Source organism: Rhodococcus sp. ACPA4 (assembly GCF_002300185.1).
GTDB classification, from domain to species: Bacteria; Actinomycetota; Actinomycetes; order Mycobacteriales; family Mycobacteriaceae; genus Rhodococcus_F; species Rhodococcus_F globerula.
The window spans coordinates 541181-558537 of the sequence record NZ_NSDY01000002.1; the positions used below are offsets into that span (position 1 = coordinate 541181).

At 61.8% G+C, this 17357-nt stretch carries 18 protein-coding genes; 14 read left to right on the forward strand and 4 right to left on the reverse strand.

The genetic code is table 11. The annotated features are described in order from the left end of the window. Positions 1 to 61 precede the first annotated feature (61 nt). From pstS to CJ178_RS25790, 10 genes are all read left to right on the forward strand, one after another. Positions 62 to 1180 carry a phosphate ABC transporter substrate-binding protein PstS gene (pstS, locus tag CJ178_RS25745; RefSeq protein ID WP_033233966.1) on the forward strand — a complete coding sequence of 373 codons (1119 nt, stop codon included), beginning with the start codon at positions 62 to 64 and terminating at the stop codon, positions 1178 to 1180. A gap of 67 nt (positions 1181 to 1247) precedes the next feature. After that, a complete protein-coding gene (gene pstC / locus CJ178_RS25750; protein ID WP_033233967.1) occupies positions 1248 to 2339 on the forward strand; it encodes a phosphate ABC transporter permease subunit PstC in 1092 nt (363 codons plus the stop codon). A 3-nt stretch (positions 2340 to 2342) separates the two neighbouring features. Next, positions 2343 to 3251: a phosphate ABC transporter permease PstA gene (pstA, locus tag CJ178_RS25755; RefSeq protein WP_033233968.1), complete on the forward strand. Its 909-nt coding sequence runs from the start codon at positions 2343 to 2345 to the stop codon at positions 3249 to 3251. Between the two features lie 58 nt (positions 3252 to 3309). Beyond that, a complete protein-coding gene (gene pstB, locus CJ178_RS25760) occupies positions 3310 to 4086 on the forward strand; it encodes a phosphate ABC transporter ATP-binding protein PstB (RefSeq protein ID WP_033233969.1) in 777 nt (258 codons plus the stop codon). A 309-nt stretch (positions 4087 to 4395) separates the two neighbouring features. Continuing rightward, positions 4396 to 4698: an urease subunit gamma gene (locus CJ178_RS25765; RefSeq protein ID WP_033233970.1), complete on the forward strand. Its 303-nt coding sequence runs from the start codon at positions 4396 to 4398 to the stop codon at positions 4696 to 4698. Beyond that, entirely contained in the window at positions 4695 to 5177 is a 483-nt protein-coding gene (gene ureB / locus CJ178_RS33670) for an urease subunit beta (RefSeq protein ID WP_092806423.1), read from the forward strand. Before CJ178_RS25765 ends, ureB begins: the two co-directional genes overlap by 4 nt. After that, entirely contained in the window at positions 5177 to 6886 is a 1710-nt protein-coding gene (locus CJ178_RS25775) for an urease subunit alpha (protein WP_095888308.1), read from the forward strand. The genes ureB and CJ178_RS25775 overlap by 1 nt, the downstream gene beginning before the upstream one ends. 21 nt (positions 6887 to 6907) lie before the next feature. Continuing rightward, a complete protein-coding gene (locus CJ178_RS25780; protein ID WP_033234337.1) occupies positions 6908 to 7582 on the forward strand; it encodes an urease accessory protein UreF in 675 nt (224 codons plus the stop codon). After that, positions 7575 to 8333 (forward strand): urease accessory protein UreG, encoded by a 759-nt coding sequence (gene ureG / locus CJ178_RS25785; protein ID WP_095888309.1) that lies wholly within the window; start codon positions 7575 to 7577, stop codon positions 8331 to 8333. The genes CJ178_RS25780 and ureG overlap by 8 nt, the downstream gene beginning before the upstream one ends. Then, positions 8333 to 9073: an urease accessory protein UreD gene (locus CJ178_RS25790; protein WP_257013434.1), complete on the forward strand. Its 741-nt coding sequence runs from the start codon at positions 8333 to 8335 to the stop codon at positions 9071 to 9073. The genes ureG and CJ178_RS25790 overlap by 1 nt, the downstream gene beginning before the upstream one ends. On the opposite strand, the gene CJ178_RS25795 is transcribed toward CJ178_RS25790, so the two are convergent. From CJ178_RS25795 to CJ178_RS25805, 3 genes are read right to left on the reverse strand one after another with little or no spacing between them, the layout of a single operon-like run. Next, positions 9070 to 10452, reverse strand: coding sequence for a guanine deaminase (locus CJ178_RS25795; protein WP_033234339.1), 1383 nt, complete (start codon positions 10450 to 10452; stop codon positions 9070 to 9072). The two genes, CJ178_RS25790 and CJ178_RS25795, sit on opposite strands and share 4 nt — an antisense overlap. 19 nt (positions 10453 to 10471) lie before the next feature. Beyond that, positions 10472 to 11416, reverse strand: coding sequence for an isopenicillin N synthase family dioxygenase (locus CJ178_RS25800; protein WP_033233973.1), 945 nt, complete (start codon positions 11414 to 11416; stop codon positions 10472 to 10474). Next, complete coding sequence (locus tag CJ178_RS25805) at positions 11413 to 12873, reverse strand: purine-cytosine permease family protein (protein WP_233364153.1); 1461 nt, start codon at positions 12871 to 12873, stop codon at positions 11413 to 11415. The genes CJ178_RS25800 and CJ178_RS25805 overlap by 4 nt, the downstream gene beginning before the upstream one ends. A 126-nt stretch (positions 12874 to 12999) precedes the next feature. Here CJ178_RS25805 and CJ178_RS25810 point away from each other — a divergent pair, with 126 nt between their 5' ends. The 4 genes from CJ178_RS25810 (at position 13000) to CJ178_RS25825 (ending at position 16586) form a co-directional block, all read left to right on the forward strand. Then, a complete protein-coding gene (locus CJ178_RS25810; RefSeq protein WP_257013436.1) occupies positions 13000 to 13584 on the forward strand; it encodes a helix-turn-helix domain-containing protein in 585 nt (194 codons plus the stop codon). A gap of 108 nt (positions 13585 to 13692) precedes the next feature. Next, positions 13693 to 14754, forward strand: coding sequence for an isopenicillin N synthase family dioxygenase (locus CJ178_RS25815; protein ID WP_095888311.1), 1062 nt, complete (start codon positions 13693 to 13695; stop codon positions 14752 to 14754). 3 nt (positions 14755 to 14757) lie between these two features. After that, positions 14758 to 15759: an adenosine deaminase gene (gene add, locus CJ178_RS25820; RefSeq protein ID WP_095888312.1), complete on the forward strand. Its 1002-nt coding sequence runs from the start codon at positions 14758 to 14760 to the stop codon at positions 15757 to 15759. An 80-nt stretch (positions 15760 to 15839) separates the two neighbouring features. Next, positions 15840 to 16586: an SDR family oxidoreductase gene (locus CJ178_RS25825; RefSeq protein WP_095888313.1), complete on the forward strand. Its 747-nt coding sequence runs from the start codon at positions 15840 to 15842 to the stop codon at positions 16584 to 16586. Positions 16587 to 16653: 67 nt separating this feature from the next. Here CJ178_RS25825 and phoU read toward each other — a convergent pair whose 3' ends face one another. After that, positions 16654 to 17349, reverse strand: coding sequence for a phosphate signaling complex protein PhoU (gene phoU, locus CJ178_RS25830; RefSeq protein ID WP_033233978.1), 696 nt, complete (start codon positions 17347 to 17349; stop codon positions 16654 to 16656). Positions 17350 to 17357 lie beyond the last annotated feature (8 nt).

A 17357-nucleotide genomic window follows, 5' to 3' on the forward strand; every position in this document is an offset into this window, starting at 1 on the left:
CTGCATCTCATGTCGCCGCCTGATCGTGGGCCCGGCGGTAGCTATTTCCGGAGGACCGAAGGTGAATTTCAAGCGCAGTGGTGCTCTGCTCGGCGTAGTGGCCGTGGGTGCTATGACCTTGGCAGCATGTGGCAGCGACAACAACGCATCGTCGAGTGGTGTGGACACATCCGCTTCGACTGCAACATGTGAAGGCAAGGAAAAGATCTCTGCGGCTGGTTCATCGGCGCAGAAGAACGCGATGGATCAGTTCGTCGCCACGTACATCGCTGTCTGCCAGGAAAAGGGCAAGACGGTCAACGTTGCTTACAACCCCAGTGGTTCGGGTGACGGCCGCACCCAGTTCATCGCCGGCCAGATCGACTTCGCCGGCTCCGACTCGGCGATCAAGGACGAGCAGGCGGACAAGGCCAAGGAGCGTTGCGTCGGCGGCGAAGCCTGGAACCTTCCCCTCGTTTTCGGTCCGATCGCGGTGGCCTTCAACCTCGACGGCGTCGACAACCTCGTGCTCAATGCCGAGGTTCTTGCCAAGATCTTCAACGGCGGCATCACCAACTGGAACGATCCGGCCATCGCTGCCCTCAATCCGGACGCGAAGCTTCCCGATCTGAAGGTCACGCCCGTGATCCGCTCCGATTCCTCGGGAACCACGGACAACTTCCAGAAGTACCTCGAGGCAGCATCGAACGGTGCATGGACCTCGGGTGCCGGTTCTGACTTCACCGGTGGCGTCGGTGAGGGCGCCAAGGGTTCGGCCGGAGTCGCTCAGGCAGTTTCGACGGCACCGGGCTCCATCACCTACGTCGAGAAGTCGTTTGCCGATCAGAACAAGCTGTCGATGGCCGAGATCAACACGGGCACCGAAGCTGTTGCACTGACCAATGACACTGCTGCCGCGTCGATCTCCGGCGCGAAGTTCAAGTCGGACGCAACCGGCGACCTGACGCTCGACCTCGCGTCGATCTTCAAGACCAACGAAGCCGGCGCCTACCCGCTGGTTCTCGCGACGTACTCCATCGTCTGCTCCAAGGGCTACGACGCCGATACGTCTGCCGCTGTGAAGTCGTTCCTGACGAGTGCCGCGAACGAGGGACAGGCCAACCTTGCCGAGCAGGGTTACGTCCCGCTGCCGGCAAACGTGCAGGACCGTCTGAACGCGTCGATCTCAGCCATCGGCTGATTCGACCGCGGACTCGTACGGACAAGCCCATGGATCTACATTCAAACGTGAAGGAATGTGAGCGCACATGAGCGACGCGCCCATCACATCAGCATCTCGTTCCTCCGGCTCCGCAACCAGCGGAGCCGGGGTGGGCGGTCCGAACGGCATCACGGAGGACACGATTACTTCCATCAAGGCTTCAGAAGTCGAGCAGCCACCGAAGGACGACGGTCCGGCCGGCGGTAGCAGCAAGACCGTGACCCGACCGGGTGACCGCATCTTCAGTTCGCTGGCTTCGGGTTCGGCCATCTTCATCACCGTTGTCATCGCGGCGATCGGTGCCTTCCTGATCTGGCGCGCCGTCCCTGCGTTGAGCCGCAACCAGGTCAACTTCCTGACCAGCCGTGAATGGGTCACGCAGGACATCAACGCGATGGCGTTCGGTGTTCTCGACCTCTTCCAGGTCACGGTCCTGGTGTCGCTGTTCGCTCTGGTGCTGGCGATGCCGATCGCGCTCGGTATCGCGATCTTCCTGACGTCGTACTCGCCTAAGTGGCTCACGCGTCCGCTGTCCTACACGATCGACCTGCTCGCGGCAGTCCCGTCCATCGTCTACGGACTCTGGGGCCTGCTCGTGTTCGCTCCGGCGATCACTCCGGTTGCCGTGTGGCTCAACGACACTCTCGGCTGGTTCCCCCTCTTCGCCGACGGCAGCGGTTCCATCACCGGCGGCGGCACCATCTTCACCGCCGGCATCGTGCTGGCCGTCATGATTCTTCCCGTCATCACCGCGGTGACCCGCGAGGTGTTCATCCAGACCCCGCGCTCGCAGATCGAAGCCGCACTCGCGCTCGGTGCGACCCGTTGGGAAGTTGTGCGCACCACCGTCATTCCGTTCGGTAAGTCCGGCTACATCAGCGGATCGATGCTCGGTCTCGGCCGCGCACTCGGTGAGACCATGGCCCTGTACCTGATCCTGCGCACCACCTCGCAGGCATTCGGCTGGTCTCTGTTCGACGGCGGATCGACCATCGCCTCCAAGATTGCCCTCGGTTACGCGGAGTTCAACAACGACATCCAAGCGGGTGCGTACATCGCAGCCGGTCTGGTGCTGTTCGTCCTGACCTTCGTGGTCAACGCTGCTGCCCGCGCCGTGATCGCCGGAAAGAAGGACTGACCCATGAGCACCACTCTGGACCGCCCGGTCAAGGCGCCCACCTTCCAAGGCGTCGGAGCAAAGCGTCGGGCCACGGACGTCACTGCGACGATCCTGGTCAGCCTCGCCGTTCTGGTTGCCCTCATTCCGTTGGTCTGGGTGCTCTACACGGTGATCGCAAAGGGCCTGCCCGCGTTGACGTCTGCGACCTGGTTCACGAACTCGATGAGCGGCCTGACAGCGTCGGCGTCCGGTGGCGGTGTCTATCACGCACTGGTCGGCACCTTGATGCAAGGCGTTGTGTGCGCGGTCTTCTCGATCCCGCTCGGAATCTTTGTTGCCATCTACCTGGTGGAGTACGCGGACCGTAAGTCCAAGCTCGGCAAGCTCACGACCTTCATGGTCGACATCCTCAGCGGTGTTCCGTCCATCGTGGCCGCGCTGTTCATCTACGCACTGTGGATCGCGACGTTCGGATTCCCCAAGTCGGCATTTGCCGTCTCGCTCGCGCTGGTGCTGCTGATGGTCCCGGTCGTCATCCGATCCACGGAGGAAATGCTTCGCATCGTCCCCATGGACCTGCGTGAGGCGTCGTACGCACTCGGTGTTCCCAAGTGGAAGACCATCTCGAAAATCGTTCTGCCGACGGCACTTCCCGGCATCATCACGGGCGTGATGCTGGCCCTGGCCCGCGTACTCGGTGAGACCGCGCCGCTGCTGATCCTCGTCGGCTATGCACCGTTCATCAACTTCGACCTGTTCAACGGCGAAATGGGCACGCTGCCTTCGCTTATGGTCGCCGAGATGAACAACCCGACCGACGCCGGCACCAACCGCATCTGGGGTGCCGCCCTGACTTTGATCCTGCTGATCGCGATTCTCAACATCGTCGCCAAGCTGATCGGTCACTTCTCACAGGTCCGCAGCAAGTGACGCGGCCACAGAACATGTTTGTACTCGACAGCATTAACAACTCAGTAGGGAGCCGGTAATGGCCAAGCGTCTGGATCTCAAGGACGTCAACATCTACTACGGCAAGTTCCACGCCGTTGCCGATGTCGGCCTCTCCGTCCCACCTCGGAGCGTCACCGCGTTCATCGGTCCGTCCGGTTGCGGTAAGTCGACCGTGCTCCGGTCCCTCAATCGCATGCACGAGGTCATTCCCGGTGCGCGCGTCGAAGGTTCCGTGTTGCTCGACGGTGAGGACATCTACGGCTCCAACGTCGATCCGGTCGGCGTTCGCAAGACCATCGGCATGGTGTTCCAGCGACCCAACCCGTTCCCGACCATGTCCATCAAGGACAACGTCGTCGCCGGGTTGAAGTTGCAGGGTGAGCGCAACAAGAAGCGCCTCGACGAGGTTGCCGAGCGGTCCCTGCGCGGAGCCAACCTGTGGAACGAGGTCAAGGATCGCCTCGACAAGCCCGGTGGAGGACTCTCAGGCGGCCAGCAGCAGCGTCTGTGCATCGCGCGGGCCATCGCGGTCTCGCCCGACGTCCTGCTCATGGACGAGCCGTGCTCGGCTCTCGACCCCATCTCGACTTTGGCGATCGAAGACTTGATCACCGAACTCAAGAAGGACTTCACCATCGTCATCGTCACGCACAACATGCAGCAAGCTGCTCGCGTGAGTGATCAGACCGCGTTCTTCAACCTAGAGGCAACCGGCAAGCCGGGTCAGCTCGTCGAGATCGACGACACCGAGAAGATCTTCTCCAACCCGACGCAGAAGGCCACTGAGGACTACATCTCGGGCCGCTTCGGATAAACCGCTTCGGGATAAACACTGCACGACCATGTTTCACCCCCGTTTCCAACAGGAGACGGGGGTGAAACTTTTTGGTGGTGGTGATAGTTCCCACTTCGGCCCGCAGCGCTGAGCATCGTTGGGCGCGCGAATAATTCGATGAGCAGCGCAAGTGCGTCCATCGGGCGGCGGAGTGGCCGACAGTGTGAATCTCGTAGATACTGGCGACGCTTCGGGCAATGCTAATCTCGCCCAACAGTGTGCTGTCGAATCTGCGTCGTCAGCACAGTGCCAGATCATTTTTCGTTCCACAACCGGAAGGGCTAGTCAGTGCACCTCACCCCTTCAGATACCGAAAAGCTGCTGTTGAGCGTTGCGGGCATGGTCGCTCGCGATCGACGCGAGCGCGGGGTACTTCTGAATTACCCCGAAGCGATGGCGCTGATCTCGTGTTGGATTCTCGAGCGGGCGCGTGACGGTATGACGGTTGCGGAACTGATGAACGCCGGTCGCCAGGTGCTCACGCGCGACGACGTCATGGAAGGGGTACCCGAGATGATTGCAAATATCCAGGTGGAGGCCACTTTTCCGGATGGTCGCAAGCTGGTCACCGTGACGGAGCCCATCCGATGATTCCCGGCGAAGTGCGGGTGTCTTCCGAACCGCTCGAGTTCGGCGCAGATGCTCACAGGATCACGCTTGTTGTCGTCAACGACGGCGATCGACCTATCCAGATCGGATCGCATCTGCACCTTCCGGCGGCCAACCCGGCGCTGACATTCGATCGCAAAGCGGCCGACGGGTTTCGGCTCGATATTCCGTCCGGGACCTCGGTGCGTTTCGAGCCCGGAGTCTCTCGCACGGTGACGCTGATCGAACTCGGTGGACTCAAGCGAGTTCCCGGCCTGCAGATCGGATCCGGCGACCAACTGCCCACCCATGCGCGCGAACCCAAACCGGTGTTGCCGTTCGGGACACCGGGCGTCGAGGTGGAGGAACCGCTTCGGGCGTCGTCGGTGAATGTTCGCATCAGTGACATCGCGGCCACGGATGGCGCAGTGGCGACAGACGACGCAGCGCAGAGTGACGACACAGACGAGGTGACCGCGTAGTGAGCACGATGGATCGGCGTGGATACGCGTCGCTGTTCGGCCCCACCGCGGGCGACCAGATCCGGTTGGCAGATACCGACATCTGGATCGAGATCGAACATGACTACACCGCAACCGGCGACGAAATGGTGTTCGGCGGTGGCAAGAGCATCCGTGAATCCATGGGGCAGGGCACAACCACCCGGGATCAGGGCGCACTCGACGTGGTCATCACCAATGCGGTGATTCTCGATCACTGGGGAATTGTCCGGGCAGACGTCGGAATTCGTGACGGCCGCATCGTGGCGATCGGGAAGTCGGGTAACCCCGACATCATGAACGGCGTGCATCCCAAGCTGCTCATCGGGCCCAGCACCGACGTGATCGCCGGGGAGGGAAGGATTCTCACCGCCGGGGCGATCGATACGCACGTTCATATTCTCAGTGAGATCGAGATGCTGGAAGCGCTCGCCACCGGCACGACAACAATTGCCGGCGGTGGCACCGGACCGACCGAGGCCACCAAGGCCACGACGGTCACCCCCGGTGCGTGGTCGCTCAGGATGATGCACCGCGCGCTCGACCACATTCCGCTCAACGTGCTGCTCCTGGGCAAGGGCAGCACCGTCAGCCACGAGGCGCTTCGTCAGGAAGCGCTCGCCGGGGCCGGTGGATTCAAGGTGCACGAGGACTGGGGTTCCACCCCCGCCGCGATCGACGCAGCCTTGCGCGCTGCCGACGAATTCGGTCTCCAGGTCGCACTGCATGCCGACAGCCTCAACGAAACCGGCTACGTGCAGCACACTTTGGATGCTATTGCCGGTCGAGGCATTCACGTATTCCACGCTGAAGGCGCAGGCGGTGGGCATGCTCCCGACATTATCGTGACGGCCGGTGAAGCGAATGTTCTTCCGGCATCGACCAATCCGACGTTGCCGCACACCGTCAACACGGTTGCCGAGCATCTCGACATGCTCATCGTGTGCCACGCGCTCAACCCCCGGGTGCCGGAGGATCTTGCGTTCGCAGAGTCTCGTATCCGCCCGACAACCATTGCGGCAGAGGATTTCCTGCACGATATCGGCGCAATCTCCATCACGTCGTCCGACGCTCAGGCCATGGGCCGGATCGGTGAGGTGACTCTGCGAACGTGGCAGGTAGCGCACGTGATGAAGGCGCAGCACGGCAAGCTGGGCTCGTCGATGCCCGCCGACAACGAGCGTGCCCGTCGATACGTCGCGAAGTACACGATCTGCCCCGCAGTGGCGCACGGTATCGATCACGAAATCGGCTCGGTCGAGGCCGGAAAAATGGCCGACCTGGTCCTGTGGGATCCCGCGTTCTTCGGGGTGCGTCCGTCCGCGGTCATCAAGGGTGGCGCGATAGTCGCTGCGCCGCTGGGAGATCCCAATGCCGCGATTCCGACGCCTCAGCCGGTGTTCGTGCGCCCCGCGATGGCGTCCGCACCGGGTTCGGCTCCACACCTGTCCACGACCTTCGTCTCGCCGATGGCAATCGAGGACGGGCTGGCAGGCCGACTCGGGCTCACTCGCACGCTCACCGCGATCCGCCCGACGCGTCATCTCACCAAAGCCGACATGCCGAACAACACGGCACTTCCGTCCATCGACGTCGATCCGGAGACCTTTGCCATCAAGGTCGACGGTGATCTGATCCAACCCAATCCCGTCGATGTAGTGCCGATGGCTCAGCGCTACATGCTGTTCTGATGCCCGGTGCGAGTTGAGATGATGTCCGCCGAGATAGCGTCGATGCTCCTGGCAGACGGGCGTCTGCCTACCGGTGGGCACGCGCACTCGTCCGGGCTGGAACCGGCATTGGCGGCCGGCCTGCACCAAAGTCAGGTTCCGGATTTCATTCGAGGTCGACTCGAGACGGTCGGACTGGTCGAAGCCGCTGCAACGGTGATTACGCGGCGCTGGGCCGTAAGTGAGGGTAGTGCAGGCGAACTCGAGGCCATCTCGAACGAACTGCTCGCTCGCACGCCCAGCGCGCCGCTGCGTGAGGCGTCCATCCAGCTCGGACGTGGGCTGGCCAGGTTGGCGTCGCGGTTGTGGCCGGGGCACCCCGCGGTGCAACTCCTCATGGCGCTACCGGGACATCCGATGCGGCCGTTGGCATTGGGAGTGTTCACCGCCGTCTCCGGCATGGACGATCTGGCGGCGGCGCGATCATGCCTGTACGACGACGCGCAAACCGTCGCGTCGGCGGCACTGAAACTACTGCCGGTAGATCCGGCAGAACCGGTCGAATGGCTGCTGCGGGCAGCCCCGACCATCGAGACCGTCGCCGCGGCAGCCGTCGCGGTCGAGAGTGCCTCGGCTATACCTGCAACAACAGGACCGTTGGTCGAACAATGGTCACTCGAACACCACGCTCGATCCAGGAGGATTTTCCGTGCTTGACAATCTGAACACAACCACCGATACCGCAACTGCCGCAAGAGGTTTGAGGCTCGGTGTTGCCGGCCCGGTCGGCACTGGCAAAAGCACCCTGATCGCCACCATCTGCCGCGAGCTCGCGTCGGAGTTCGAGATCGCGGTTGTCACCAACGACATCTACACCGATGAGGACGCGCGACTGTTGCGCGCCGCAAACGTCCTGCCGATCGAGCGCATCGTCGCAGTCGAGACCGGGGCGTGCCCGCACACGGCGATCCGTGACGACGTGACACCCAATCTGATTGCGGTGGAAGACCTCGAGCGCGAATTTCATCCCCTCGACATGGTGATCGTGGAGAGCGGCGGCGACAACCTCACTGCGACGTTCAGTCCCGCACTCGTCGATGCGCAGATCTTCTGCATCGATGTTGCCGGCGGCGGCGATGTCGCGCGTAAGGGTGGACCCGGAATCGAGCGCGCAGATCTGTTGGTGGTCAACAAGATCGACCTGGCTCCGTATGTCGACGTCGATGCCGTTCAAATGGTTGCCGATGCAACAGCAGCACGCGACGGACTGCCCGTCCTCGCGCTCAGCCAGAAGGACCACGCCACGATCGATCAGCTCAGCGCGTGGCTGCGCAAGGTCATCGCCGCTCACCGCGAGGGCAATCATGTGCCCCAGGACCCGGGACCGATGGCACCGCACTTCCACGCCGATGAAGAAGACCACGACCACGGACACGGTCACGGGCACAGTCACTCTCACGCTCACTGATGACTGCGGGAGCTACGCGGGTCGTCGTTGAGCGAGTGGGCGGCACCGCTGTTGCCAAAGAGTTGATCTCCGGGGATTTCCTGGCGCCACGCCTGGTGAGTGCTCACGGGTTGCACGTGCGCGTTGCCCTGGTAGGACACAGCGCGACACTGTTGGCCGGCGACGACCTACGCATCGAGTTCGACGTGGCGCCGGGAGCGTTCCTCGAGGTGCTCGAGCCGTCCGGCACCGTGGCGTACAACGCCCGCGGCGGTCACGCATCGTGGACGGCTTCGGCGACGGTGGGTGCCGGCGGCGCTTTGGTATGGCGAGCGGCGCCCTTCGTGGTAGCCGGCGGCGCGGATGTCGCTCGGCGAATTGACATTTCGCTGCAGTCCGACGCGGTTGCTCTGCTCGACGAGATGGTGGTGTTCGGCCGTACCGGTGAGATCGGTGGTGCACTGCGTTCGGATCAGCGCATCACCGTCGACGGGACACCGCTTCTGGTGGAGACTCTGGACTTGCGAAGTGTTCCCGATCGTTCCCGTCCCGGTGTTCTGGGAGGACATCGGGTTATCGGCACCACCATGTTGCTGGGGATGAAGACCTCGGACGCGGCCGAGGGGCATGTGAGCCCCCTGGCCGGTCCGGGCATGCTGGCCCGGGCTGTTGCAGACCAGGCGCATGAGGTGTCTGCGGCCTTGGACCACATCAGCTCGGATTGGCGTGCACGCGTGGCGAGTCGGTTCACGGAGAACTAGCCCAATTGATCGTTCAGATTTCGCCCCTTCACGTAAACCTCAGTGATCGCGGATTCCCGAAGCCCCATCATCAGGGCAAACAGGATCTGGGCCGTTGCTGTCTCCGGTTCGTCTGCGTTGTGTCCGTGGCGTAGTCGCTCGTCGAGCGGTGGATGACGACGAGGGTCGATCACCAGGAAATCGGCGTCCTTGCCTGCGTCGAGATTGCCGATAAGTTTCTCCATGTCGAGGGCGCGGGCACCGGCAAGTGTTGCCGTGAACAACAGTTCGGCAGGATGGATCGAGACGCTCGCAGTGCCGGGTTCGGACTGGTGAACCTTGAAGCAGTCGTTTGCAACTCGTGACATCAGCCATTCGTCGCCCGCTCCGATATCGCTACCCAGCGAAATGGTGACGCCATGCTCGACGGTCCGGCGCCACGGCATGGTGCCTGAACCAAGAAACTGCTGAGACGTCGGGCAATGCGAAATCGACGTGGAAGTTTCTGCAAGTCGGTCCAACTCACGATCGGTGCAGTGCACCGCGTGCGCGAGGATGCTGCGTCTTCCCAACAGACTCCTGCCACCGACCGCAGAACCCGGAAGGAACCGGCCGTCGTAGGTGTCGAGATACTGTTCGACACCAAAAGTGGCCAGTGTCATGGCGACTTCGCCGGTGCCCGGTCGGTTGTTCTCGCTGAGGTGGCTGTGGAAGTAGACCCCACGACCGCGAACCTCCTCGTACAATTCACCGAGTGCGGCGAGGGTACGAGGAGTGACCGAGAGCGCGAACCGGGGGACGACGGCAACCTGAGTGAGTTGGTCGCCATGCCACCGATCTATCTCGGCGCTGGTCAACTCCAGCGCTGCCTTCTCGGTAGTGATGAGGCCGCGTGCACTTGGCGGCCCCACGGTCTGTATTCCTCTGCCGCTGACAGTCCGGAGTCCGGTCCGAACGGACTCCTCGAACAGAGCATCCTGCGCCGCGGGAAACGGGGACCCGAAGACCATGGCTGTCGTTGTGCCGACGGCAATTCGTCTGCGGCAGAAGGCTGCTGCCACAGTGTGTGCACATTGCTCGTCCTGCAGACGGGTTTCGGCGGGAAAGATGCAATTATCGAGCCATTCCAGCAGTTCACCGCCACCGTACGAGTCGACGGCAAATGTCTGTGGGAAATGGATATGAGTGTCGACGAAGCCCGGGATCAGGAACGCCGGACGATGATCGAGGACCTGCGGACTACCTGCAATCAGCGGAAGATCCTGATAGCAGCCGGAATAGACGATCACACCCGCGTCATTGACTGCGAGTACACCATCCTCGATGGACATGAGATGCGCCGCCGCGTCGCGGATGTTCGGCGATCCGCTGATATGTATGAGATGTCCACGATGGAGTATCGATACCTGGAGGGCTGTGTCAGGCGAGGATGACGGAGTCGAGCTTTTCCTGGACGTACGCTCCGGCGTTGACAAGCTCATAATCGGTTCCCCCTCCGTAGGGTTTGGCAAGTGTTTGGATCTCGGCGTGATCGTCGAACTCGTGGAAGAACGCCAAGGAGATGAGCTCCTCACTGGGAGAGGACGGATCCGGCGGCAGTACGCGGTGTCGGGTGGAGCGCCACCGGTCACCGGTCAAGCGGGCAAGAAGGTCGCCGATGTTGATCGTGTAGGCGTCGGGGTACACCGGCGCGTCCACCCACTCGCCTTCGAGCGTGCAGATCTGCAGACCGGCTCGTCCCGGTTCGCGATCGAGAATCGTCACGCAGCCGTAGTCGGTATGCGGTCCGATCCGAAAACGCGATGGGTCCGGTGTTCCGATTCGATCGATTGCCGGGTACCAGTTCAAGGTCAGTTGACTCGGCGGTTCGGTCGCCATGTCGCCGAGGTAGTTCTCGGGAAGTCCGAGTGTTCGTGAGAACAGCTGCAGAAGATCGTCGCCCAGTCGGAGGACCTCGGCATAGTAGGTTTCCATGGCTGTGCGAAACGAGGGATCCGATGGCCACAGATTGTTCGGTAGATGGGCGTGCGGGCCTGCGGGGTGGCGGCCGATGTTGTAACTCTCCTTGACATCCGGATGGACATCTTCTCCCGAGGCCAGTCCAGTGGCCTCGTCGCCGTTGCGAACCCATCCTCGATATGATGCTGCCGCAACGGATTCCTTCACCGTGTCGCCGGAGTGAAAGAACTCCCGCGCGGCTTCCCGCGTTGCTGATCGAAGTTCGGGTGGAACGCGGTGTCCGGTGATGAGCAGGAATCCGGATTCGCGCAGGCATCGGTCGACTTCCGCGAGAAGGGCGTCGATCTGTTCCGAGTTGCCGTCGTACCAGGGCGTGAGGTCGAGGAGTGGAAGTCGAGTGCTCATGCTGAAATCCTTGTCTGTTGGGAGCTTTCGAGTGCAATTGTGTGACGGGCGAGCACGTAGTAGATGATTCCGCCGACGAGAAGGCCGGCGGGGACGCTGAGATCTGCATGACCGAGTGCCAAGGCGATCGGGCCGGTGAAGATGCTCGTGTCGATGCACAGCGCAGCTGCAACCATGCCGGCGAGTTGGGCGATCACGGCGGGTCGGTGGATGCCGTGGGGCCGAACGTAGAGTCCGCCGCTGCTGCCGGACAGCGAGTCGAGGTCGTAGCGTCCGCGGCGGAGGAAGAAATCGACACTGTAGATCGCCGCCCACGGCGCGAACCACACGATCATGAAGAGGAGGAAGGCCGTGACGAGGGTGTTGAAGGAGTCGGAGAAGACAATTGCTGATGCAAGAAGTGCCGAGATCACAGCATCGATGGCGATCGCATGCCAGCGTTCCACCCGAATTCCGATGGCCTGCAAGGTTACTCCGGACGAGTATAGATCGAAAGCGTTGACGGCAAGCATCTGCAGCAGCACGGCAATGAGGTAGGGCACGAGAAACCAGGATGCAAACGCTTCGGGGAGCCCGGTGATCGGATCACTTGCAGACGGGATCAACGTTGCTACTGCGGCGCCGAGAATCATCAAGGCGATTTGTGGGATCCCACCGCCGAGAGCAACACCGACAACGAGGCGCTTCTTGGGTATCGCGGTAGGAAGGTACCGCGAGTAGTCGGCGGCGTTGCCTGTCCAGCCGAGACCGGCCGTGGACGCAGACAGCGCAACACCGGCCAAGAACAGCTGCCAGCTGCCAGGCTCGATCGGGGCGGCGTCATCCAGTCCGCCGACGGTGAGCACTGCCATCACCGCAAACAGGATGACAAACGGGATGACTAGCATCCGGAGGGCCTTGGTAATGGCGTGATAGCCGAAGATCGGGAGGAGACTCTGCAGGAGCGAGAGTCCGACCAGGAGAGAGATCTTGGTAGTTGTGCTGGTGTGGATGCCCATCTTGTCGAGGAGAACTGTGGCAGCCAGGACCATCAAACTGAGATTCACGGTCTCGTAGCCGACTTGCATGATCCAGTTGAATACTGCGGGGAATCTGTTTCCCGTGCGCCCGAAGGCGGCTCGGCTTCCCATGAAGGCGGTCATTCCGGTTGCGGGCCCCGGCAAGCTGAGATATCCCGCGATCAGCCACGTGATGTTTCCGATCAGAATTGCGGCGATCGCCTGCCACAGATTCAACCCGAACGCGACTAGCAGTGAGCCATAGGTCAACGTCGTGACGTTGAGGATGCAACCGGACCAGGTGAAAGCGAGATCTCGGATCGAACCGTGGCGCTCGGACTCGGGAATGTGGTCGATGCCATGTTGTTCGATGAGGGGCCGTGCTGGTGCTGCGTCAGGGGGTCCGACGCCGCCGCCGATATCCGGCGAGCTTGGTGCAACAGATGGGTGGATACTCAAGGGAAAGCTCCTCGCTGCGACTGGGTAGTGGTGAGGGCTGGGTGGTGCCAAGAGCGATCAAGTTATAAGTGACGGCAATCAAGATAGAGTGTCTATGTTTCCGAATGCGAAGGTTGTGTAAGCAAAGTGTTAACGGATCCACATGCTGACGGCCGACTTAATCTCTTGGTCGGCAAAACAATTCGTGCTCTTCGGGACAAGGCCGGCCTCTCCATGCGCGAGCTGGCTCTCGAAACCGGTGTGAGCCAACCTTTTCTGAGTCAGGTCGAACGTGGAGTCAGTGCTCCGTCGATGTCGACGGTGTATCGGCTTGCTGCGGCGTTAGGTGTCGTTCCCGGTGATCTGCTCCCGACATTGCCAGTCGAACCGGTGACGGTTGTCCGGGCCGACGAAGGGCAGTATCTGCCCGTCGCCGAGCAGGAGGGTGCCGCTGTCGGCCGGATTGTCATGTCTCAGTCCGATCGAGCGCTCGAGGTGATCGAGTATCGCATCAAACCAGGTCAGTACCTTGAGGAGTGGTTTGAATCGGAAGGGGAGATGGCGCTCTACCTCGTTGCGGGAACTCTCGACGTGGAACTCGACGGAGTCGGAGTTTGGCGACTCGGTGCACGGGATCTGATCCACCATCAGGGGGCGGTCCGCCATCGGTGGCTGTTGACTGACGACCACCCTGTCGAATTGGTTCTCATGGTCTCGCGGCCGGTGAAGTGATCGCGAGCCCAGATTGCAGACCACATAAGTGTGAGTTATCGTCTCGGTATTCGTAGGCCGACTCCGGCGTGTGCGATTCCCTGATTCTTCCGAACTGAGGAGCCCACTGTGAATACAGCACGATCCGTTGACGGAGCGCTCGAGGTGCCGCTGATCGACATCTCGGCATTCCCGTCTGGCACAACACAATCGAGGCGACAGGTCGCAGAAGCTGTCGACCGGGCTGCGTGCGACGTCGGGTTCATGCAGATCGTCGGCCACGGAATTCCTGACAGCACGCTGCAGCGATTGATCGACGCGATGGACGATTTCTTCGCGTTGCCGGAATCTCGAAAAATTGCATGCACGTCCGCCGACAGATCTGTGAACCGCGGTTACACCGCGCGCGAAACGGAGCGCCTCAGCTACAGCCTGGGAGTGTGTTCACCAGATGATCTTTTCGAGGCGTTCAACATCGGTACCCAGGTGAGTGACTTTCCCGCCGTGCAACTTCCGTCGGAGCATTACCCCGATAATATCTGGCCCGACGACGCGACGGGGCGCATTCGGCGGGGCATGAGTGAATGGTTCGCAGCTGCAGGCGATCTGGCAGTCACCATGACGCGAGTGTTCGCTGTTGCGCTCGGGTTGGACGAGGATTACTTCGCCGACTCTCAATCGCATTCGATGGACATCTTCCGGATGAACAATTACCAACTCCCGCGAGGCGACATGACCGTCGAACCGGGGCAACTGGGCATGGGTGCCCACACCGACTACGGGATCCTGACAATTCTGTGGGCGGATGCGGTGCGAGGTCTGCAGATCCTCGATCAGCAAGGTGAATGGCACGACGTCATTCCTGCGCCCGGAGCTTTGTTGATCAATCTCGGTGACCTTCTGGCTCGATGGACCAACAATCGATGGACGTCCACTATGCATCGAGTTCTCGCCCCGATCGACGAGAATGGACAGATGTACCGGAGGCGGTCGGCGGCGTACTTCCACGACGGAAACTTCGACGCCGTGATATCCGTACTCCCCGGATGTGCTGACGTGTTGTCGCCGGTGCGCTACGAGCCGATCACGGTGGCCGACCACCTGTCGCAGAAGTTGGCGGGATCACGTGGGCTGCAGTTGAATCAGGATGCGGCCGAGGACGCCTCCAGACTTCGTCAAGCAGTGGGCTGAGACATGCGTGCAGACGCCGACTTCCTGCGCTCGATCCCGAAGGTCGAACTGCATTGCCACCTCGAAGGTGCGGTGCCGGCAACCACCGCAATTGCGTTGGCGCGCAAAAACGGGATCAGACTTCCTACATACGATCCCGAACTTCTTTACACCTTTGCCGACCTGCCGGAGTTCCTGACGGTCTATCGCGCAGTCTGCGCGTCGATGGTAACTGCCCGGGATTTCGCCGAAATTGCCTATGCGGCACAGGAAGAGGGAGTGAGGACCGGCAATCTGAGATATCGCGAACTGTTTATCAACCCGACCAACCATCATGTGCCCTATCCGGAGATGCTCGAGGGGATAATAGATGGATTGCGCTGCGCCGAAGAGGATTTCGGGGTGGTTGGCCGAGTCATTCCGGCGATCAACCGTGAACAGTCGCCGTCCATGGCCCGAGAGCTCGTCGAGGCCGTGATCGAGTACCGGCGCGATGAAGTTCTCGGAATCGGTCTCGACCACAATGACGCGCTTGGCCCACCGGAGCTTTTTGTGGATGCCTTCCAGGTTGCCGCTAACGCCGGCCTTCGGCGAACCGCACACGCGGGCGAGATCGATCAAAGAGATCAGGTGATCGACTCGATCGAATTACTCGGGTGCGAGAGGATCGACCACGGATACGCGGTCATGTCGGATCCCGTTGCCGTGGAATTCGTTCGGGACGCTGGGACCCACTTTGCCGGATGCTGGTCGTCGTGTGCCTGGTTCCATCCAGGATTGCCACAGCACTCGCTACCGATCGCGGCGATGCTGCGTGCTGGACTTCCCGTCTCGATCAATTCCGACGATCCGCCGATGTTCGGTACCGGAATCGGAAACGAGTATGTGCTTGTCGGGAAGACGCTCGGGTGGACCCGCGCACAAGCGATACAGGCAGCTGTGGCGGCTGTGGACGGATCGTGGATGGATGCCTCCGACAAAGCCGCACTGCGCCGCGAGATCGAGGACGCGATCCACACGCCGTGACGTAAGACTCCCCGCGACACTCTCACACCTGGAGGCCGTTGTCGTCCAAGATGAGGAGAGGCGAACGTCGAGGAGACATCATGCGGATAGCAGTGCTCGGTGGGACAGGTTTGATGGGCAAGCTCGTAGTCGCGGAAGCCGAGGCGGCAGGCCACGACGTGGTGATCGCGGCCCGCTCGACCGGCGTCGATATCAGCACTGGTGCTGGGCTGGCCGGAGCTCTCTCGGGTGTCGACGCGGTTGTCGATGTCAGTGACCACGTCACCAACAGTGCAAAGAAGGCCGTCGCATTCTTCGAGGCCGCGGCGCAGAACATTGCCGCAGCAGAGAATGCGGCAGGAGTGAAGCACCATGTTGTGCTCTCGATCGTCAACTGTGACGATCCGCGATTGAAGGCATTCGGGTACTACCAGGGTAAGGCTGCGCAGGAACGCGCAGTCAGCGCGTCGGGCATCCCGTTCACGATTCTGCGATCCACGCAGTGGTTCGAGTTCGGCGAGAAGACGGTGTCGCTCATGGGTTTCGGCCCGTTGGCCCTCGTACCGCGAATGAGATCGAAGCCCGTCGCTGCCAAGACCGTTGCGAAGGCGTTGGTGCAGGCAGCGGAGAAGGGGCCGTCGGGTCGCGCTGCTGATCTCGCCGGCCCGGAAGTCCTCGAGATCCCGGAGATGACGAGGAAGATTCTGCGTCGTCGAGGCACACGGAAGTTGTTGATCCCGGTGTCTATGCCAGGAGCCGGTAAGGCAATGCGCAGCGGTGCGCTCCTCCCGGGAGCGGACTCGGTCAGCGCCGGGCCGACGTTGGACGAATGGCTGGGTTCTAACTGAAGGAGGGACACAACAGAAAGGCGGCCACGCACATGCGCGGCCGCCTTCTGCTCGTGACGGGGAATGGTTACAGATCCGGGTAGGCGGTCAGTTTGTCGACCTTTTCGGTGGATTCAGGCTCTTCGGGCAGCTTGCCGGTAACGAGGAAGATCACTCGGCGTCCGACCTCGACAGCGTGGTCTGCAAAGCGCTCGTAGAAGCGACCGAGCAACGTGATGTCGACTGCCGCTGCAACCCCGTACTTCCAGTCGCGATCCATGAGGACCGTGAACAGGTGACGGTGCAGGTCGTCCATCGCCTCGTCCTCTTCGCGCAGACGGGCTGCACGCTCGGGATCACGGGTCTCGAGGACTTCCTTTGCCGCGGCACCGATACTGACGGCGATGCGGCCCATCTCGGCGAAGTAGCCGTTGACGACCTCGGGGAGGACGTGGTTGGGATGGCGACGACGCGCAATCTTGGCGACGTGCAGGGCAAGGGCGCCCATGCGGTCGATGTCGGCGACGATCTGGATTCCGCTGACGACGGAGCGGAGATCGCCGGCAACGGGAGCCTGCAAGGCGAGCAGCGCGAAGGCGCGCTCCTCGCAAAGGGTGCTGAGTTCGGTGATCCGGTCGTGTTCGCCGATCACCTGCTCGGCCAGGGTCAGGTCTGCTTGGAGCAGTGACTGGGTGGCTCGCTCCATGGCGGTGCCTGCCAGTCCTGCCATCTCGCCGAGCAAGTCTGCAAGCTCGGTCATCTGTTCGTTGTAAGCCACGCGCATGAGGTGAG